The sequence below is a fragment of the Zafaria sp. Z1313 genome (assembly GCF_050563205.1).
In the GTDB taxonomy this organism is placed as follows: Bacteria; Actinomycetota; Actinomycetes; order Actinomycetales; family Micrococcaceae; genus JAZDCJ01.
Genome location: NZ_JBNWUK010000020.1, coordinates 34,625 through 53,325 on the forward strand (window position 1 = coordinate 34,625; position 18,701 = coordinate 53,325).

Genomic DNA, 18,701 nt, shown 5'->3' on the forward strand with positions numbered 1-18,701 from the left:
GCCCCTACGCTGCGTCCGGGTCGATCTCCAGCTCGTTGCCCGGGATCGAGGCCAGGAGCCTGCGGGTGTAGGGATGGCGCGGGTTCGTGAAGATCTCCTCGGAGCTCGCCGCCTCGACGAGCTCGCCGTCCTTCATGACGCACACGTAGTCGGAGATCAGGCGCACCACCGCGAGGTCGTGGCTGATGAACAAGTAGCTCAGACCGAGCTCGGACTGCAGATCGCCGAGCAGCTTGAGGATCTGCGCCTGCACGAGCACGTCGAGGGCGGAGACCGGTTCGTCGCAGACGATCAGCTCCGGTTGCAGGGCGAGGGCCCGGGCGATCGCCACGCGCTGGCGCTGCCCGCCGGAGAGCTCGGCCGGATAGCGGCGCAGCATCGACTGCGGCAGGGCGACCTGGTCCATGAGCTCGCGCACCCGGACGCCGCGCTCCTTCGCGGTGCCGCGCTTGTACGTGGTCAGGGGCTCCTCGATGATCCGGCCGATCGTGAACATCGGGTTCAGCGAGGAGTACGGGTCCTGGAAGACGGGCTGCACGCGCTGGCGGAAGTCGCGCAACTGCTCCTTGCCGAGCGTGGCCACGTCCATCCCGTCGAAGAGCATGGTGCCGGAGGTCGGCTCGATGAGCTTCAGGAGCATCCGCGCCGTCGTCGTCTTGCCCGAACCGGACTCGCCGACGATCGCCACGGTGGAACCGCGCGGGATGTCCAGGGTGACGTTCTTGGCGGCGTGGAAGTCCTCCTTCGAGCCGCGCCGCTTGTAGACCTTGGTCAGGTCGCGGATCTCGACGATGTTGGGGGTGGCCTCCGCCTCCACCGCGGCCTCCGCGGCCGCCTCCGCCCGCTCGGCGGCGTCGCCCGTGTAGGCGCCCGGCCGCAGCCGCACGGCGGCCACGGACGGCGCGGCACGCACGAGCGACTGGGTGTAGGGGTGCTGCGGGTCCTCGAGCAGCTGGCGCGCGGGGCCGGATTCGACGACCTTGCCCCGGTGCATCACCACGAGGTCCTCGGCCCGCTCGGCGGCGAGGCCCAGGTCGTGGGTGATGAGCAGGACGGCGGTGCCGAGCTCGTCGGTCATCCGCCCGATCTGGTCGAGGATGGTCTGCTGCACGGTCACGTCGAGCGCGGACGTCGGCTCGTCGGCGATGAGCAGGCGCGGCCGGCAGGCCAGCCCGATCGCGATGAGCGCGCGCTGGCGCAGGCCGCCGGAGAACTCGTGCGGGTACTGCTTGGCGCGGGCCGCGGCGTCCGGGATGCCGGCGGCCTCGAGGGTGGCGACGACCTTGGAGTCCACGTCCCGCCGCGTGGCCATGCCGTGCACCAGCAGGGTCTCGGCCACCTGCTGGCCGATCTTGGTGACGGGGTTCAGGTTGGACATCGGGTCCTGGGGGACCAGGCCGATCTGCCGGCCGCGGATGTGGACCATCTTCGACTCGGGCAGCCCGACGAGCTCCTGGCCGTCGAAGACGATGCTGCCGGAGACGCGGGCGTTGCCGGGCAGGAGTCCGATCGCCGCCATGGCCGAGGTGCTCTTCCCGGAGCCGGACTCGCCGACGATCGCGAGCGTGCGCCCGGCCTCGAGCCGCAGACTGGCGCCCTCCACGGCGCGCACCGGGCCGTGCATGGTCTGGAAGTCGACCGCGAGGTCGCTGATCCGCAGCAGCGGGGTCCCGGGCGCGGCCGCGGTGGCGGACGCGTCGGGCGTGATGTCGAGGGGTTCGGGGGTGGAATCCGTCATGCAGTACATCCTGCCTTAAAACGCGGCCCGGGTGAGTCACATCACAAGGAGGGTGCCGCCGTCGTCAGGGCGCGGAGGGCCCGGGCCGCCAGCTCGTCGGGGGAGGCGTGGCGCGAGTCGAGGACCACGCGCCCGTCCTTCCACAACGCCAGCTGCCTCCGGCGCCGGTTGAGCGACTCCCACGTGGGCGCCCCGATGAGCGGATCCTCCTCGCGGCGGCGCTGCTGGAGCCGCATCCGGTGCACGGTGGGGTCCGAGCACACGACCTCGAACCACTCGAGCGCCGCCCCCGTCCGGTCCGCGAGCCGGATCCACTGCCCCCGCGCCTCCGCGACGTCGTTGACGGCGTCCACGATCACCGTGATGCCGGCCCGCAACTGGGCCTCGGCCAGGGCCTCGACGACCGTGTAGGCGGCCAGGCCGGTGGGCTGGCGGTGCTGCTCGATCCCCGCGCGCACGAGAGCGGCCTCGGCCGGGTCGACGCCGAGCACGGGCCATCCGGTGGCCCGGGCCAGGGCCCCGGCGGCGGCCGACTTGCCGGCCCCGGGCAGCCCGCAGAAGACCACGAGCCGCAGCGGTCCTCCCTCCACGTTCCTAGCCTCCGCAGAGGGCGGCCGTCGCCGCGGCGATCTGCGCTTCCTCGTCGGTGGGCACCACGAGCACCGGGATCGCCGACTCCGGCGTGGAGATGACGCGGGGCGCGCCGGAACGCCGGACGTTGGCGTAGCGGTCCAGTTCCACCCCGAGCGCCCCGAGGCCCTCGACCACGCGCTCGCGGAACGGCCACGAGTTCTCCCCGATGCCCGCGGTGAACACGAGCGCGTGCGCCCCGCCCACGGCCACGTGGTAGCCGCCGATGTACTTCTGCAGCCGGTAGGCCGCGACCGCGAGCGCCAGTTCGGCGCCGTCGTCGCCCTCGGCCGCCGCCTCGACGACGGAGCGCATGTCGTTGTTCCCGGATAGTCCCTTGAGGCCGGAGTCCTGGTTCAGGATCCGGTCCAGGTCCCCGGCCGTGTACTCGCCGCGCACGATCAGCTGCGTGACGATCGAGGGGTCCAGATCGCCCGAGCGCGTGCCCATGACGAGCCCCTCGAGCGGGGTGTAGCCCATGGAGGTGTCCACGCTCGCCCCGCCGCGGACCGCGGTCACGGAGGCCCCGTTGCCGAGGTGGGCGACGACGGCGTTGAACCGGCTCCGCTCGATGCCCAGCAGTTCCGCGGCGAGGCCCGTGACGTAGTCGTGGCTTGTCCCGTGGAAGCCGTAGCGGCGGACCCCGTGCTCCGTATAGAGGGCGTCGGGGATCGCGTAGCGCCACGCGTGCTCGGGCATCGTGCGGTGGAACGCCGTGTCGAACACGGCCACCTGCGGGATCCGGGGCCACTTGGCCGTGACCGCCCGGATGCCGAGGGCATTGGCGGGGTTGTGCAGCGGGGCGAGCGGGGCAAGCCGCTCGATCGCGCGGACGATCTCGTTGTCGATCAGCACGGGCGCCCCGAAGCGCTCCCCGCCGTGCACCACGCGGTGCCCCACGGCGTCGATCGACCGCCCGCCGAGCGCGCCCTCCAGCTCGGCGAGGACCTGCTCGATCGCCTCGCCGTGGTCTGCGGGATGGCCGCCGGAGGCATCCCCGATGCGTTCCACGAGCCCGTTGGCCAGGCGGGAACCGGCGGCGGTGTCCCGCACCTGGTACTTCAGGGACGAGGAACCGGAGTTGATGACGAGGACGAGCATGGTTCAGGCCTCCTGCGCCTGGATGGCGGTGATCGCGACGGTGTTGACGATGTCCTGGACGGTGCAGCCGCGGGAGAGGTCGTTGACGGCCTTGTTCAGACCCTGGAGGACGGGTCCGACGGCGACCGCGCCCGCGGACTGCTGCACCGCCTTGTAGGTGTTGTTGCCCGTATTCAGGTCCGGGAAGATGAACACGGTCGCCTGCCCGGCCACGTCGGAGCCGGGCAGCTTGGAGGCCGCGATCGAGGCGTCGACGGCGGCGTCGTACTGGATGGGGCCCTCGACCGCGAGCCCGGGCGCGGCCTCGCGCACGAGCTCGGTGGCGGTGCGGACGTCCTCGACCGAACCGCCGGACCCCGAGGTGCCCGTGGAGTAGGAGAGCATGGCGACGCGCGGGTCGACGCCGAACTGGCGGGCCGTCTGCGCGGAGGCGAGGGCGATGTCGGCGAGCTGGCGGGCGTCGGGCTCCGGATTCACGGCGCAGTCCCCGTAGACCAGGACGCGGTCCTTCATGAGCATGAGGAACACGGAGGAGACGATCGAGACGCCCGGACGGGTCTTGATGAACTCGAGCGAGGGGCGGATGGTGTTCGCGGTGGTGTTCGCCGCCCCGGAGACCATGCCGTCCACGAGGCCGAGGTGCACCATCATGGTGCCGAAGTAGGACGGGTCCACGATGCGCTCGCGGGCCTGGCCGACGGTGACGCCCTTGTGGGAGCGCAGCCGGGCGTACTCCTCGGCGAAGCGGTCCAGCTCCTGGCTGCGGGACGGGTCCACGATCTCGATCCCCGTCAGGTCGATGCCGTTCGACGAGGCCGTCTCGCGGACGTCCGCCGGCCGGCCGAGGAGCACGAGCTCGCAGATGTCGCGGCGCGAGATGATCTCCGCGGCCCGCAGGATGCGCACGTCGGTGCCCTCGGGCAGGACGATCCGCTGCTTCTCGGCGCGAGCCCTCTCGATGAGCTGGTGCAGGAAGCGCAGCGGCGTGGTCGTGGCCGGCGCCGGGAGGCTCACGCGCTCGAGCAGCTCGTCCTCGTCGACGGCCCGGTACCAGCTGCCCAGGGCGGCGGCGGTCTTGCGCGGCAGGCCCGCGGCGAGGCTCCCACCGACCTCCCACACCTTGTGCGCCGCCGTGAACGTGTCGTCCGGGATCGCGAACACGGGGAACGGCGCCTCGGCCAGCAGGGGCAGCACGGAATCCTCGACGGGGCGGGGGCCGGTGAGCAGCAGGCCCGCCGTGGCGGGGAAGCCCGGCGTGCGGGACGTGGCGACCGCGGCGACCATGACGTCGGAGCGGTCGGCGGGAGTGATGACGAACGCCCCGTCCCGGTAGCGCTCCAAGAGGTAGCCGACGTTCATCGCGGCCACCATGACGTGCTGCACGTCCCGGTCCAGGTCCGCCCGGCCCGCGATGTGGCGGGCCTTCAAGGACGCGGCGACCTCGCCGACCGTGGGACGGACGATCTCCTCGATCTCCGGCACGACGTAGACGGCGCGCTGCTTCTGGCCCGGCCGGACCTCGGCGCGCAGCTGCTCGACGTGCTCCGGTGCGGCCCGGTTCACGATCATCGACAGGAGGGACACCTGCTCTTCCGCGAACGCCTTCCGGGCGACGTCGACGTCGTCGACCGCCTCCTCGACGCTCTTGCCCGCGGCACTGACGACGCCGACCACGTGGCAGCCGAGGTTGTTCGCCAGGCGCGCGTTGAGGTCGAACTCGACGGCGGCGTCGTGCCCCGTCAGGTCCGTGCCCTCGACGATCACGACGTCGACGTTGCGCGCGATCTGCTCGTAGGCCTCCACGGACCGGGTGTAGATCTCGTCGATGTTCCCCGCGACGATCAGCTCGCGCGAGGCCGCGCGCGTCATGCCGGCGCGGGCGTTCTCCGGGGCGATGCCGAAGACCTTGCGGATCAGCTCGGCCGTGGGGTCCGAGTCGACGTCGGCGGCCTCCGTCACCGGGCGGAAGAAGCCGATCCGGTCGGCGTGCCGGTGGAGGATGTCCGCGATCCCCAGCGTGACCAGGGCCTTGCCGCTGGAGGGGGTCGAGGCGCTGACGTAGAGGCCGCGGGTCATGGGGCTCCTTGCGGTGGCGGGACGGTGCAGAACCATCGTGCCATGCGCCGGCCTCCGGCGGGCAGGGAACGTGACCCGTCTCTACCGGCAGCGCGGGCACGAGGGTGCGGCCCCGGCGTCGTCCTCCCGGGCCCGGCCCCTTGAGGGTCAGCGGGAGACGGGCAGTTCGATCCGCCGCCGCCCCTCGGCGCCGACCAGGAAACGGTAGGCCGCGAGCATGAGGGCGAGCCACACGCCGCCGACGACGAGCGCGGTCCGCCCCGCCTCCGTGAAGGCCAGGATCACGGTCACGAGCGCCATGAACGCGAGCGCCACATAGTTCATCACGGGCCAGCCGGGCAGCTCGAACCCGGCGGTCGGCTCGCCCGCGGCCTTCATCTCGCGCCGCATCCGGTGGTGGCTGAGCAGGATCGAGGCCCACGTGAACACGGTCGCGAAGGTCGCGATCGAGGCGACCACGAGGAACAGCTGGTCCGGGATCCACAGGTAGACGCCGAGCCCGGCCACGAGGCAGACGCCGATGATGGCCACGGGCCACACGGGAACGCCGAAGCGGCTCACCCAGGTGAAGTTGCGCGGGGCATGTCCCTGCTCGGCCAGGCCGTACATCGTGCGGGTCGCGGCGTAGAAGATCGAGTTCATCGCGGACAGCGCGGCCGTCAGCACCACGGCGTTGATCAGGTGCTCCGCGAACGGGATGCCGAGGCCCGCGAAGACCTGCACGAACGGGCTGCCCTCCGAGCCGATCCGGTCCCACGGGAAGAGGCACAGCATGACGCCGAGGGAGAGCACGTAGAAGAGCAGGATGCGGATCGGGACCGTGTTGACGGCCTTCGGGATGGCGGTCTTCGGGTCCCCGGCCTCGCCGGCCGTCATGCCGAGGGTCTCGATGCCGCCGAAGGAGAACACCACGATCCCCAGGCTCATGACGATCCCCCAGACGCCGAACGGGGCGAAGCCGCCGTGCTCGACGAGGTGGTGGACGCCGGGCTCGTAGCCGCCGGTCGTGATGCCGAAGAGGATCAAGTACAGGCCGCCGGCGATCATCGCGATGATCGTGGAGACCTTGACCAGGGTGAACCAGAACTCCAGCTCGCCGAAGACGCTCACGCGCATCAGGTTCAGGCCGCCGATCAGCAGCATCGCGGCGACCATCCACACCCAGCCGGGCGTGTCCGGGAACCACATGCCCATGTACATCGCCACGGCGGTCATGTCCGCGATGGCCACGATGATCATCTCGAACGCGAACGTCCACCCGGTCAGGAAGCCCATGCGCGGTCCCAGATACCGCCCGGCATACTGGGCGAAGGACCCGGCGACGGGGTGCCGCACGGCCATCTCGCCGAGGGCCCGCATCACCACGAACACGGCGCAGCCGGCGATGATGTAGGCGAGAAGCACGGCGGGGCCGGCCGCCTGGATCGTCGCGGAGGAACCGTAGAAGAGGCCGGTGCCGATCGCGGAACCAAGCGCGATGAAGCGGATGTGCCGCAGGGAGAGCCGCCGCTTGAGCTCGGTGTCGTGCTGCGCGGTGGTCGTGGTGCTGGTCATCGTCGTCCTGTGGTGCGGCCGGGGCCGCGAGTCGCTGGTCCTGCGCCTGGTCCGGGGGCCGGCTGGGCCGCTCCGGTGTCGCGCCGCGTCCGCCCGGGGTGCGGCGGAGCAGCGTCAAGTCTCCCACATCGGGCGCGGTGGGCGCTCGCCGTGCCGTGGCCGCCGACCCGCCCAGTTCACGTCAACTCGGCGAGACCATGGATGGCAGGCCAGTTCATGGGGTAGACCCCGTGGCCTCGCCGAGACGACGTGAAGTGGGCAGGGGTGATGGCTTGTGGGCCGGCGAGGCCCGGTGGCAGGGTGGAGGCATGATCGTCGCCTTCTCCGTCGCCCCCAGCTCCTCCTCCCCGGACGGATCGGTGCACGACGCCGTGGCCGCCGCCGTGCGGATCGTCCGCGATTCCGGGCTGCCCCACCGGACGTCCTCGATGTTCACCGAGATCGAGGGGGAGTGGGACGAGGTCATGGACGTGGTCAAACGCGCCACGGAGGCGGTGGGCGCCTTCGGCAGCCGCGTCTCCCTGGTGCTCAAGGCGGACATCAGGCCCGGCCGCACCGGGGAACTCGACGGCAAGATCGAACGCCTCGAGCAGGCCATCAAGGAGCAGGAGCAGTGACATGACCACCACGCCGCAGGACGTCGACCGCTACCTGACCGCCACCGTCGTCGGCGAGGACCCCGCGCTCGCCGAGGGCAAGGCCCGCGCCGTCGAGGCCGGCCTGCCGCAGATCGAGGTCACCGCGGGGCAGGGCAAGCTCCTGCACCTGATCGCCCGCATCCACGGTGCCCGGCGGATCCTGGAGATCGGGACCCTCGGCGGCTACAGCACCACGTGGCTGGCCCGCGCGCTGCCTGAGGACGGCGCGCTGATCACGTGCGAGTTCGAGCCCCGCCACGCGGAGGTCGCCCGGGCGAACCTCGACGCCGCGGGTGTCGGGGACCGCGTGGAGATCCGCCTCGGCGCGGCGCGCGAGACCCTCGCGGCGCTCGCCGCCGAGGGCGCCGAGCCGTTCGACCTGGTCTTCATCGACGCGGACAAGGTCAACAACCCCCACTACATCGAGGGCGCGCTGGCCCTGTCCCGGCCCGGCACCGTGCTGGTTCTGGACAACGTCGTGCGCGGGGGCTCCGTCGTCGTTCCCGGGGACCCGGACACGGAGGACGGCCGCGCCACCAACGGCACGCGCACCGCGCTGGAGCTGCTCGGCGACGATCCGCGCGTCGACGCGACCGCCGTGCAGACCACCGGCTCCAAGGGCTGGGACGGCTTCGCCCTGGCGATCGTCCGCTGAGGCGCCGGCGGGCGCCCGGGGGGCCGAGTAGCCCCGCTGCCCCGGACCGGGGCCGCGCGGGCGAGGCCCCGGCGTCGTACGCTGGAGCGCATGAGCACCGAGCCGTACACCGTCCGCCGCGCCACCGCCGAGGACATCCCCGCGACACTCGCCATGAAGCTCGCCGCGTGGCGGGAGGCGTACGCCTCGCAGCGCCCGGAGTCCTTCTTCGCCGCGGAGGAGGCGCGCCGCGAGGCGCAGATCGACTGGTGGACGCGCGGCCTCGCCGCCGGTGCCGAGCTGTGGATCGCGGAGAACGCGGACGGGCGCATCGTCGGCTGCTCGGGCGGCGCCCCGGCCCAGGACGACGACGCCGACGCGGGCGTCGAGGTGGAGCTGCAGATGCTCTACGTCCTGGCCGAGGCGTACGGGAGCGGCCTCGGCGAGCGGCTGCTGCGCGCGGCCATCGGCGGGCTCCCGGCGCTGCTCTGGGTCCTCGAGGACAACCCGCGGGCCCAGGCGTTCTACCGCAAGCACGGCTTCGAGGCCGACGGCCGGGCCGAGCCGCTCGACGGCCTGTGGAAGGGTCTGAACGAGGTGCGCATGGTGCGCCGGAACCCGCGTGGCTAAGGGCCGGCGCGGTCGGTCGGCCGCGCCCGCGCCCCCGGCCGGAGGGCCCGTGGCGGGCGAGCACCCGATCGACACCGGCACCGCCACCCTGGAACGCGATCCCTACAGCTCCACCGGCTGGCTCCTGAAGGTCAACGGCGTGCCGTCCTCCCACGTGGACCTCGCGGACCCGGGGCGGCTGGACTTCGAATACATGCGCTGGATGGCCGCGCTCATCACCGAGCGCTTCGTCCCCGGGCGGCCGGGGGAGTGGCCTGCACGCCCGCCCCGGGAGGAAGCCGAGCGCGGGGACCCGGGCGCGGATGGCGCCGCGGGGGCCCGGCCGGCCGGGTACGACGCCGGGGTCCGGCTCCTGCGCGCCGCCCACCTGGGCGGGGGAGCCTGCTCGATGGCGCGCTGGATCGCGGCCGAGTACGGCGACGCGCGCCAACTCGTCGTGGAGCTCGACGGCCGGCTTGCCGAGCTGGTCCGCGGTTGGTTCGACCTCCCGCGCTCCCCGCAGCTGCGCATCCGCGCCGGCGAGGCCGGGGCGGAGCTGGCCCGCATGGCCGATGCCAGCCGGGATCTGGTGATCCGCGACGTCTTCGCGGGGGATCGGACACCCGTGGAGCTGACGGGCGGGGAGTTCACGGCGCAGGCGGCGCGCGTGCTCGATGCCGGGGGACTGTACGTGGTCAATTGCGGCGACGGGCCGGCGCTGGAGAACGCCCGCCGGGAGGCCGGCATGATCGGCTCGGTGTTCCGCCACACGGCGGTGGTCGCCGACGCGGCGATGCTCAAGGGCCGCCGGCGAGGCAACGTGGTCATCGCGGGGTCCGAGGCGCCGATCCCGGGCGGACCGACCCTGCGGCGCGAGCTGCTCGGCGGCGGCGTGCCCGCGCAGTTCTGGGACGACGCCCAGGTCCGCGCGTTCGCGTCCAAGAGCTGACCGCCCCTGTTGTTCCGTGGTTCCCGGAGAGGCCATGGCCCGCACGCGGCCGGGGCGATCCGCCGGCTGCGGCGGGAGGTCCGCCGCGCCCGCGGCAGCCCGTGGGCGGACGGCGTCGCGGAAATCCGCTCCGGGCAAGGCGAAGGCCCCAGCCTGGGGGATGGCTGGGGCCTTCTCATCACTCGCACCTCCATGAGGTATCTACGACTCTAGGACGCCCATCTGTGCGCACCCTGTGAGCCGCGTGCGCATTGCCTGCGGACGGGGCGGAATTGCTACCGTGGCCGGGTGAACGAAGGACAGAACGCACCGGATTCCGCGCCCAGCCCCGTCGACGCCCCGGGTCCCCGCACGCAGGAGCTCGCCCACCACCGCGACACCTACCTCTTCGAGGCGGACGCGGACGTCGTGGCCACCGGCACCGACGCTGCCGGCCCCTGGGCGGCCCTGAGCCCCAACATCTTCCACCCCCGCGGAGGCGGGCAGCCCGACGACGCGGCGAGCGTGGACGGGGCGCCCGTGGAGCTCTTCAAGCACGACGCCGGATGGGTCGCCTTCCGCCCCCGGCCCGCCGAGGGAACGGACTCGCCCGCCGAGGGCGAGGTACCGCCGCCCGGCACCCGGGTGCGCGCCGCCGTCGACCCGGAGACCAGGCTGCTGCACGCCGCGCTGCACACGGCCGGGCACCTGATCGGCTTCGTCGGTGAGTCGGTCAACGGCTGGAGCTACACGGGACACAGCCACTTTCCCGGGCAGGCGCGGCTCGACTTCGCCCCGGACGGGCTGCAGGAGCGCTTCGCGACGGAGGAGCTGCGCGCGGGCGAACTCGCCGCCTTCCAGGCGCGACTGGACGCCTTGATCGCCGGGGCCGGCGCCGTGACGGCCACGACCGCCGCCGACGGGCGCCGCACCGTCGAGATCGCGGGCGTCGGTTCCGAGCCCTGCGGCGGCACGCACGTGGACCACGTGGACCGGCTCGCCGCCGTGACCGTCACCGAGATGCGCATCAAGCGCGGCACGCTCAAGGTCAAGTACACGGCCTCGCACCGTCCGCTCTGATCCACGGCCGGCCCCGGCGCGACCCCGTCCGCGGGCCGCTCGGCGGGCGGTTCCGGCGCCTCGGTCCCCCAGTGCCGGGCCACTCGTCCGGGAGTCAGTCGAACGGGCTCGGGGCCTCGCCGAGCAGGAAGTCCTCCGCCTCGGCGACGGCCGTCTGGACGGCGCGTGCCACGAGCCCGACGGCGGGCTGCCGCAGCGTCTCCGGGCGCGCGACCATCCAGTAGGTGAGCCGCTCGGCCACCTCGCCGGGCAGGATCCGCACGAGGTCCGGGTGGCGCGAGGCCATAAAGCACGGCAGCAGGCCGATCCCGCCGCCGGCGCGGGTCGCTTCCACGTGGACGAACACGTTGGTCGAGGTGATCGCGTCCTGCATGCCCGGCAGGATCCGGCGGGGCGTGTCGAGGTCGTCGACCTGCAGCATGGAGTCGATGAAGTACACGAGTGGATGCCCGAGCACCTCGTCCATGGTCCGCGGCATCCCGTGCGCGTCGATCCAGGCCCGCGAGGCGTAGAGGCCGAGCCGGTAGTCGCCGAGCCGCTCGGCCCGCGCGCGGTGGACCTGGGGCCGTCCCACCACGATCTCCAGGTCGAGCCCCGAGCGGATCTGCGAGGCCCGTCGCGTGGCCGCGACGATCTCCACCCGGATGCCGGGGTGACGGCGACGCAGCCGCGCCACCGCGGGGGAGATCACGTAGGCGCTCATCCCGTCCGTGGCACTGAGGCGGACGACGCCGGACGGTCCGGTCCCGCCGTCGTCCGCGCCTTCCAGCCCGCCCAGTGCCGCGGCGATCTGCTCCGCGGCGGCCGCGGCGCGGGCGCCGAGGCCGGTCAGCTCCCAGCCGCCGGCCGTGCGCACGAGCAGGTGCTCGCCGAGCCGCTTCTCGAGCGCGGTGATCCGGCGGGAGACCGTGGTGTGGTTGAGACCGAGCTCGGCCGCGGCCGTGGCGTAGCGGCCGGACTGGGCCACGGCGCGCAGGATGAGGAGGTCGTCGGCGCTGAGGTTCGGTTCCATGGAGTATGCAATTCCGCAGGTTGAAGGTGCCTCTTTGGTCATTGATGTGCAGGAATGCATCACACCATACTCGTCCAGTGGTGTGACGCGCACCACGCACACGTCCCCACAGGAGATGAGATGAGTTCAACGGTGAACAACCACGGCTCCCGCCACCCCGCGCCGGAACCCGGCGCGGCCGGCGGTACCGGGCGCGACGGCTCGAACGGCGGGCTGAAGAAGATCGTCAGCGCCTCGATGGCCGGAACGGTCGTCGAGTGGTACGACTTCTTCCTCTTCGCCTCCGCGGCCGCACTGGTCTTCGGCACCCAGTTCTTCCCGCAGACCGGCAACGCCCTCGACGGCGTGATCGCCGCGTTCCTGACCTACGCGGTGGGCTTCGTCGCCCGGCCGCTCGGCGGAATCGTGTTCGGCCACCTCGGCGACAAGCTCGGCCGCAAGCACACCCTGCAGCTGACGATCATCCTCATCGGCGTCGCCACCGTGCTCATGGGCTGCCTGCCGACCATCCACCAGATCGGCTACCTCGCCCCCGTCCTGCTCGTCGTCCTGCGCTTCGTCCAGGGCCTCGCACTCGGCGGCGAATGGGGCGGCGCCGTGCTCCTCGTCGCCGAGCACTCGCCCAACGAGTCCCGCGGCTTCTGGTCCTCCTGGCCGCAGGCCGCCGTCCCGGTCGGCAACCTCCTGGCGACGCTCGTGCTGTTCGTGATGTCCGCCGTGCTCAGCCAGGAGGCATTCCTCGCGTGGGGCTGGCGCGTGGCGTTCTGGCTCTCGGCCGTCGTCGTCGTGGTCGGCTACTTCATCCGCACGCGCATCAGCGAGGCGCCGATCTTCGAGGAGGCCAAGCGCGAGGTCGAGCAGACGCAGGCCGTCTCCTACGGGCTCGGCGAGGTCGTCCGCAAGTACCCGCGCGGCATCCTCACCGCCATGGGCCTGCGCGTCGCCGAGAACATCCTCTACTACATCGTGGTCAGCTTCTCGATCGTCTACCTGGGCCACATCAAGTTGGACACGCAGCGCATCCTCGGGCTCCTCGCGATCGCCCACGTCGCCCACTTCGTGTTCGTGCCCCTCGCCGGACGGCTCTCGGACATCGTCGGTCGCCGGCCGCTCTACCTCGCGGGTGCCGCGCTCGGCGCCACGTGGGGCTTCTTCGCCTTCCCGATGTTCTCGACGGGCCACGACGTCGCGATCGTGGCCGCGATCATGATCGGCCTCGCCTTCCACGCCCTGATGTACGCGGGGCAGCCGGCGCTCATGGCCGAGATGTTCCCGACCCGGATGCGCTACTCCGGCGTCTCCCTCGACGAGGCGGACCGGGCCGAACGCGAGCGGGCCTCGGCGTGACGGGCCCGGCGGGAACCGTCGAGGAAGCGGCCCCGGGCGCTCGGCCGGTGGCGCCGGGCACGCGGGGCTCGGCTTCCGACGCCGGGGCGGCGGCAGCGCCGGCGTCGTCCTGGCCGCTCGCCGGGCGCCGGGCGCTGGTGACGGGGGCGGCGTCGGGGATCGGGCAGGCGGTCGCGGCCGGGCTGCGCGCCCAGGGCGCCGCCGTGACCCTCGCCGACCGGGACGCCGACGGGCTCGAGGCCGCCGCCTCCCGCCTGCGCGGCGCCCCAGGCCCCGGCGACGCCGAGGTGCGGACGTGGACGGTGGACCTCCTGGACACCGACCACCTCGCGCACGCGGCCGTGGACGCCGACATCCTGGTCAACAACGCGGGGATCCAGAAGGTCGCCCCGCTGCACGAGTTCGACCCGGCCGATTTCCGCCGCATCCTCGCGCTCATGCTCGAGGCCCCGTTCCTGCTGGTGCGGGCGGCGCTGCCGGGAATGTACGAGCGCGGCTACGGGCGCGTCATCAACATCTCCTCCGTGCACGGCCTGCGGGCCTCCCCGTACAAGGCGGCGTACGTCTCCGCGAAGCACGGCCTCGAGGGCCTGAGCAAGGTCACGGCCCTCGAGGGCGGGCCGCACGGCGTGACGAGCAACTGCATCAATCCCGGCTACGTGCGCACCCCGCTCGTCGAACGGCAGATCGCCGACCAGGCGGCCGCGCACGGGATCGGAGAGGACGAGGTGCTCGAGAAGGTCATGCTCACCGAGTCCGCCGTCAAGCGGCTCGTCGAGCCGGAGGAGGTCGCCTCGCTCGCCGCGTGGCTGGCCTCCGACCACGCCGCCATGGTGACCGGCGCGAGCTACACCATGGACGGCGGCTGGTCCGCGCGCTAGCCGGCCAGCGCCTGCTCGATCACGCCGATGCCGAAGAACAGCACGAACGCGGCGGCCACCGCCCACATGAGCGGGTGGACCTCCTTGGCGCGGCCCTGGACGGCCCGGATGAACACGTAGGCCACGAACCCGGCGCCGATGCCGTTGGCGATCGAGTACGTGAACGGCATCAGGGTGAAGGTCAGGAACGCCGGGAGCGCTAGGCCCCAGTCGGACCAGTCGATCTTCGTGACCTGCGTGATCATCATGAAGCCCACGACGACGAGCGCGGGGGCGACGGCCTCGAAGGGCACGAGGTAGATGAGCGGGGTCAGGAACATCGCGGCGATGAACAGCACGCCCGTGACGATCGCCGAGAAGCCCGTGCGGGCGCCCTCGCCGATGCCCGCGCCGGACTCGACGTAGATCTGGTTGGAGGACACGGACGCGCCGCCGCCGGCGATCGCGCCGAGGGAATCGACGAGCAGGACGCGGTCCACGTTGGGGATGTTCCCGTCCTGGTCGACCGTGCCGGCCTCGTTCGCGAGGCCCACCATGGTGCCCATCGCGTCGAAGAAGATGGACAGCAGGATCACGAACGCGAGCAGGAGCGCGGCGGTCACGCCGAGGTGCTGGAAGGGTCCGACGACGTTGGCCTGGCCGATGAGGCTCAGGTCCGGCGCCTGCCAGCTCGGCAGGGAGGGCACGACGAGCGACCAGCCGAGCGGGTTGGCCGTGGTGCCGTCCCAGCTGGGGCCGATCTTGAAGGCCCACTCGAGGAGGTTGGCGAGGACGGAGGCCACGACGATCCCGATGAGGATGGCGCCGCGGACCTTGCGGATCACGAGGGCGATCGTCAGGAGCAGACCGACGACGAACACGAGGGTCGGCCAGCCAATCAGCTCTCCGTCGAAGCCCAGCCCGACCGGGACCGTGGTGCCGGCGGCGTCCGGGATGCGCCGCACGAACCCGGCATTGACCAGGCCGATGAGGGCGATGAACATGCCGATGCCCACCACGATCGCCGTCTTCAGGCTCGGCGGCACGGCGTTGAAGACGGCCGTCCGGAAGCCCGTGAGCACGAGGATCATCATCGTGATGCCGGAGACCACGACCAGGCCCATCACGTCCGGCCACGTCAGCCCGGGGTTCGTGGCGACGGTGATCGCGACGAACGCGTTGACGCCGAGCCCCGTGGCCATGGCGAACGGGTGCTTGGCCCACGCGCCCATGAGGATCGTCATGATCCCGGCGACGAGCGCCGTGACGGCGGCGACGCGCTCGATCCCGAGCGTGTTCCCGGCCGAGTCCGCGCCGGAGAGGATGAGCGGGTTCAGCACCACGATGTAGCTCATGGCGAAGAACGTGGCGAAGCCGCCGCGGATCTCGCGGGAGTAGGTGGAGCCGCGCTCGGTGATCTTGAAGTAGCGGTCCAGGACGCCGGCGGCGGGGCGGGTGATGGTTTCCTGTGGGGACATGGGCAGAATCTTATCGGCCGGAGCCGGAGGCAATGGACCGGCGCGTGGGTAGGGTGAACAATAGTGGCAAGGACCACGCAGATCCGACGCAAAGGAGCGGTCACCATGAGTGAAGAAGGCGTTCACCAGGACATCCCCCCGGCCGACGGGATCGTCGTCGGCGTCGACGGGTCCGAGCCGGGCAACTGCGCCCTGAAATGGGCCGCGGCCGAGGCCGGGAGGCGCGGGGTCCCCCTGAACATCGTCACGGCCTACACCATCCCCGTCTTCGCGGCGTCCAGCATGGACGCCGGCTACGCGGCGCTCGACGACCAGGTGATCCGCGACGGCGCCCGCGAGGTCGTCGACCAGGCGCGCTCGCTCGTCGCCGATCCCGACGTCGAGGTCCGCACGCGCGTCGAGTCCGGGGACCCGGCCGGCGTGCTGCTGGACCTGAGCACCGAGGCGGACCTCGTCGTCGTCGGCACGCGCGGACGCGGCGGCTTCGTCGGGCGCCTCCTGGGCTCCGTCAGCTCGGCGCTGCCGGCCCACGCGAAGTGCCCGACCGTCGTCGTCCCGCTGTGCGTCAAGGACCGGGACGAGGGCTCGCCCGCGGTCCGCGACCTCGTCGTGGTCGGGGTCGACGGCTCCGAGCGGGCCCGCCTCGCCGTGCTCGTCGCCGCGGAGCAGGCCACGGCCCGGGGCATCGGCCTGCGCGTCGTGTGCGCGCTCCCGCCGATCAGCGGCTCGCTGGCGTGGATGCCGGCGACCGTTGACCAGGAGGCGCTGCAGCACGACGTCCGCCGCCAGCTCGCCGCCGGGGCCCGATGGCTCGCGAGCCACTTCCCCGAGCTGCACATCGAGACGGACGTCCTCGAGGGCCCGCCGATCGAGGTCCTGGTCCGCGAATCGGAGACCGCGCGGCTTATGGTCACCGGTTCCCGCGGCCGCGGCGGATTCGCCGGCATGCTCCTCGGATCCACGAGCCAGGGCGTGCTGCACCATGCGCGCGGTCCCGTCATGGTCGTCCCGGACCGCGAGGACCCGCGGCTCGCCGACCGCGCCACGTTCGACGAGCCGGACGCCGCCTGAGTCCTCAGGACCAACGCGTGGGCGGATCGGGCGATCGGCCGCCGCTCGCGGCCGCCTGATCCGCCCACGCGTTGACCCGGCGGGCGGCACCCGGAGCGCCCCGCGGGGGAAGCGGTACGACGACGGGGCCCCACCCGGGTGGGGCCCCGTCGTCGTACCGTCAGGGCCGGGATCGCGGCAGCGGCCCTAGTAGCGCGCCCCGTAGGCGTAGAGGTTGTTGACCCAGCTCAGCGGGGTGACCGAGATGCCCGCGGAGGGGTTCCGGGCGTGGACCACCTGGCCGTTGCCCAGGTAGATCGCCACGTGGTAGAACGACGCCCCGCCGTTGCTCGAGGAGAACACCAGGTCGCCGCGCTTGAGCTGATTCAGCGGGACCTTGGTCGGAGCGCTGAAGTACTGCTGGGTCGAGGTCCGCGGCAGGGACAGGCCGCCCTTGGCGTAGGCGGTGCGGGTGAAGGCCGAGCAGTCGAAGAGCGTCGGGCCGTTGCCGCCGTAGAGGTATCCGTAGGAGTCGTCGGCCGCGATCTTCTGCGCCCACGAGATCGCCGGCTCGACGACGGAGGACGGCATGCCGGGGCCGGGGTTCGGTGCCGGCGGGGGCGTGGGAGTCGGCGTCGGGGTGGGCTTCGGCGCGGGGGCCGGGGTGCTCGGGGCCGGCGTCGGCGTCGGGGTCGGCGTGGGCGTCGGTCGCGGTGCCTGCGTCGTGGGGGCCGGAGTCGGCGTCGGCGTGGGGCGCGGTGCCTGCGTCGAGGGGGCGGGCGCGGGGGCCTGCGTCGTCGGCGCGGGGGTGGGGCGCGGGGCCGGGGCCTGGGTGGTCGGCGCGGAGGTGGGCTGCGCGGCCGGGGTGCTCGGCGCGGCCGGTGCCGGGACGGGCTCCGGGCGCTCGGGGGCGACGGGGCGGAGGTCGTTCGCGACGGGGACGGCGTCCGGCACCGCGGCCGGCGCCTGGGGCAGGCCGGAGTCGGTGGACGACGACGGGGCCTGGGCGGGCGCCCCGGGGTTCGCGGCCAGCGCGGCGGCGAGGGCCTCCTCGCGGGCCTGCTGCTCCCGGGCCTCGATGCGGCTGCGCTCCTCGGCGACGCTCGAGTCCCTCAGGAAGGCGAGGTGTTCGAGGAGCTCGGCGCGCACGGACTGCTGCGCGGACAGGCGCTCCTCGTAGGCGGTGCGGCTGCGCTCGGCCGCGGCGAGCGCCTCGCGCGTCGAGCCCGCGGCCTCGGCGGCGGCGGCCTCCGCGGCCGCGGCGTAGTTCTGCCACTCGGCCCACAGCGAGGCGGCCTGCTGGGCCGTGGTGAGGGTGCGGGAGCGGTTGGCGGCCAGTGCGTTCATCGTGGCGGCCTTGTAGAGGACGTCGTTGCCTTCGCCCTGGGACAGCAGGGACGTGACGCCGGGGTTGATGCCGCCGTTGCGGTAGAGGTCGCCCGCGAGCTGGCTGAGCTGGACCTTGACCGCTTCGTAGTATTCGGTGGCCTTCGCGGCCTGGGCCCGGGCGTCGGCGGCGGTCGCGTTGCGGGCCGCGAGGGCTTCCTCGGCGGCGGTCGCGGCGTCGAGCCCCTCGAGGGCGGAGGTCTCGGCGGCCAGGAGCTCCGAGGCGTCGTCGGCGATGAGGGCCTCGATCTGCGAGACCATCTGCTGGAGCCGGGCCGGGTCCTCCTTGGCGGCCTCGACCTCGGCGCGGCTCGGCAGGCCGGATGGGGGGGAAGCGGGGAGGAACGTTCCCGGGCCGGCCTCGGCGGCGGGGGCCGCGGGGGTCGCGTGGGCGGGGATCGCGGAGAAGACGGTTCCGCCGATCAGCGCCGCGGCGCAGAGCGCGGCCCCCAGGGTCTGCCGCTGGGCCATGTGAATCCTCACTGCAAGGAGCGAATGGGCCGTGGCCGCGCGCCGGGCCGGCGCGGAAGGTCACGGAAAGGTGTAGCTCCCGTTGAGAATAGGTGACCAATTGCAACAA

General features: G+C 72.8%; 16 protein-coding genes. 8 read left to right on the top strand and 8 right to left on the bottom strand.

Annotation, left to right across the window (positions count from 1 at the left end; all coding sequences use genetic code 11):
- Positions 1-4: 4 nt before the first annotated feature.
- The 5 genes from ACQ3I4_RS14430 to ACQ3I4_RS14450 form a co-directional block, all read right to left on the bottom strand.
- Complete coding sequence (locus tag ACQ3I4_RS14430; RefSeq protein ID WP_430633812.1) at positions 5-1,738, bottom strand: dipeptide ABC transporter ATP-binding protein; 1,734 nt, start codon at positions 1,736-1,738, stop codon at positions 5-7.
- 41 nt (positions 1,739-1,779) lie between these two features.
- Positions 1,780-2,328, bottom strand: a complete 549-nt coding sequence (locus tag ACQ3I4_RS14435) for an AAA family ATPase (RefSeq protein WP_329862935.1) — start codon at positions 2,326-2,328, stop codon at positions 1,780-1,782.
- 4 nt (positions 2,329-2,332) lie between these two features.
- Positions 2,333-3,469, bottom strand: a complete 1,137-nt coding sequence (locus ACQ3I4_RS14440) for an acetate/propionate family kinase (protein WP_430633813.1) — start codon at positions 3,467-3,469, stop codon at positions 2,333-2,335.
- Positions 3,470-3,472: 3 nt separating this feature from the next.
- Complete coding sequence (gene pta, locus ACQ3I4_RS14445) at positions 3,473-5,545, bottom strand: phosphate acetyltransferase (RefSeq protein WP_430633814.1); 2,073 nt, start codon at positions 5,543-5,545, stop codon at positions 3,473-3,475.
- A gap of 147 nt (positions 5,546-5,692) precedes the next feature.
- Positions 5,693-7,099 (bottom strand): amino acid permease, encoded by a 1,407-nt coding sequence (locus ACQ3I4_RS14450; protein WP_329862941.1) that lies wholly within the window; start codon positions 7,097-7,099, stop codon positions 5,693-5,695.
- A 308-nt stretch (positions 7,100-7,407) separates the two neighbouring features.
- Between ACQ3I4_RS14450 and ACQ3I4_RS14455 the strand changes: the two genes are divergently transcribed.
- The 5 genes from ACQ3I4_RS14455 to ACQ3I4_RS14475 all read left to right on the top strand — a co-directional run bounded on the left by ACQ3I4_RS14455 (position 7,408) and on the right by ACQ3I4_RS14475 (position 10,988).
- Positions 7,408-7,716, top strand: a complete 309-nt coding sequence (locus ACQ3I4_RS14455; RefSeq protein WP_329862943.1) for a thiamine-binding protein — start codon at positions 7,408-7,410, stop codon at positions 7,714-7,716.
- A 1-nt stretch (position 7,717) separates the two neighbouring features.
- The gene (locus ACQ3I4_RS14460) at positions 7,718-8,392 is read left to right on the top strand and encodes an O-methyltransferase (protein ID WP_329862945.1); all 675 of its coding nucleotides are present in this window, start codon (positions 7,718-7,720) and stop codon (positions 8,390-8,392) included.
- A 90-nt stretch (positions 8,393-8,482) separates the two neighbouring features.
- Positions 8,483-9,001, top strand: coding sequence for an N-acetyltransferase family protein (locus ACQ3I4_RS14465; RefSeq protein WP_430633815.1), 519 nt, complete (start codon positions 8,483-8,485; stop codon positions 8,999-9,001).
- A gap of 49 nt (positions 9,002-9,050) precedes the next feature.
- Positions 9,051-9,929, top strand: coding sequence for a spermidine synthase (locus ACQ3I4_RS14470; protein ID WP_430633816.1), 879 nt, complete (start codon positions 9,051-9,053; stop codon positions 9,927-9,929).
- A 288-nt stretch (positions 9,930-10,217) separates the two neighbouring features.
- Positions 10,218-10,988, top strand: a complete 771-nt coding sequence (locus ACQ3I4_RS14475) for a hypothetical protein (protein ID WP_430633817.1) — start codon at positions 10,218-10,220, stop codon at positions 10,986-10,988.
- Positions 10,989-11,082: 94 nt separating this feature from the next.
- On the opposite strand, the gene ACQ3I4_RS14480 is transcribed toward ACQ3I4_RS14475, so the two are convergent.
- Positions 11,083-12,000, bottom strand: coding sequence for a LysR family transcriptional regulator (locus tag ACQ3I4_RS14480; RefSeq protein ID WP_329862952.1), 918 nt, complete (start codon positions 11,998-12,000; stop codon positions 11,083-11,085).
- Positions 12,001-12,120: 120 nt separating this feature from the next.
- Here ACQ3I4_RS14480 and ACQ3I4_RS14485 point away from each other — a divergent pair, with 120 nt between their 5' ends.
- Positions 12,121-13,347 carry an MFS transporter gene (locus ACQ3I4_RS14485; RefSeq protein WP_430633818.1) on the top strand — a complete coding sequence of 409 codons (1,227 nt, stop codon included), beginning with the start codon at positions 12,121-12,123 and terminating at the stop codon, positions 13,345-13,347.
- Between the two features lie 47 nt (positions 13,348-13,394).
- On the top strand, positions 13,395-14,228 hold the full coding sequence (locus ACQ3I4_RS14490) for a 3-hydroxybutyrate dehydrogenase (RefSeq protein ID WP_430633819.1): 834 nt from the start codon (positions 13,395-13,397) through the stop codon (positions 14,226-14,228).
- On the opposite strand, the gene ACQ3I4_RS14495 is transcribed toward ACQ3I4_RS14490, so the two are convergent.
- Complete coding sequence (locus tag ACQ3I4_RS14495; protein ID WP_329862958.1) at positions 14,225-15,685, bottom strand: NCS2 family permease; 1,461 nt, start codon at positions 15,683-15,685, stop codon at positions 14,225-14,227. The genes ACQ3I4_RS14490 and ACQ3I4_RS14495 overlap by 4 nt on opposite strands.
- 105 nt (positions 15,686-15,790) lie before the next feature.
- On the opposite strand from ACQ3I4_RS14495, the gene ACQ3I4_RS14500 reads away from it, so the two are divergent.
- Entirely contained in the window at positions 15,791-16,756 is a 966-nt protein-coding gene (locus ACQ3I4_RS14500; protein WP_329862960.1) for a universal stress protein, read from the top strand.
- Positions 16,757-16,942: 186 nt separating this feature from the next.
- Here ACQ3I4_RS14500 and ACQ3I4_RS14505 read toward each other — a convergent pair whose 3' ends face one another.
- A complete protein-coding gene (locus ACQ3I4_RS14505) occupies positions 16,943-18,592 on the bottom strand; it encodes a C40 family peptidase (protein WP_329862962.1) in 1,650 nt (549 codons plus the stop codon).
- Positions 18,593-18,701: the final 109 nt, after the last annotated feature.

Bases quoted from the DNA above. Each gene is read 5' to 3' on its own strand.
- ACQ3I4_RS14430 (WP_430633812.1), bottom strand. From the start codon at position 1,738: ATGACGGATTCCACCCCCGAACCCCTCGACATCACGCCCGACGCGTCC.
- ACQ3I4_RS14440 (WP_430633813.1), bottom strand. From the start codon at position 3,469: ATGCTCGTCCTCGTCATCAACTCCGGTTCCTCGTCCCTGAAGTACCAG.
- pta (WP_430633814.1), bottom strand. From the start codon at position 5,545: ATGACCCGCGGCCTCTACGTCAGCGCCTCGACCCCCTCCAGCGGCAAG.
- ACQ3I4_RS14450 (WP_329862941.1), bottom strand. From the start codon at position 7,099: ATGACCAGCACCACGACCACCGCGCAGCACGACACCGAGCTCAAGCGG.
- ACQ3I4_RS14455 (WP_329862943.1), top strand. From the start codon at position 7,408: ATGATCGTCGCCTTCTCCGTCGCCCCCAGCTCCTCCTCCCCGGACGGA.
- ACQ3I4_RS14460 (WP_329862945.1), top strand. From the start codon at position 7,718: ATGACCACCACGCCGCAGGACGTCGACCGCTACCTGACCGCCACCGTC.
- ACQ3I4_RS14465 (WP_430633815.1), top strand. From the start codon at position 8,483: ATGAGCACCGAGCCGTACACCGTCCGCCGCGCCACCGCCGAGGACATC.
- ACQ3I4_RS14480 (WP_329862952.1), bottom strand. From the start codon at position 12,000: ATGGAACCGAACCTCAGCGCCGACGACCTCCTCATCCTGCGCGCCGTG.
- ACQ3I4_RS14485 (WP_430633818.1), top strand. From the start codon at position 12,121: ATGAGTTCAACGGTGAACAACCACGGCTCCCGCCACCCCGCGCCGGAA.
- ACQ3I4_RS14495 (WP_329862958.1), bottom strand. From the start codon at position 15,685: ATGTCCCCACAGGAAACCATCACCCGCCCCGCCGCCGGCGTCCTGGAC.
- ACQ3I4_RS14500 (WP_329862960.1), top strand. From the start codon at position 15,791: ATGAGTGAAGAAGGCGTTCACCAGGACATCCCCCCGGCCGACGGGATC.
- ACQ3I4_RS14505 (WP_329862962.1), bottom strand. From the start codon at position 18,592: ATGGCCCAGCGGCAGACCCTGGGGGCCGCGCTCTGCGCCGCGGCGCTG.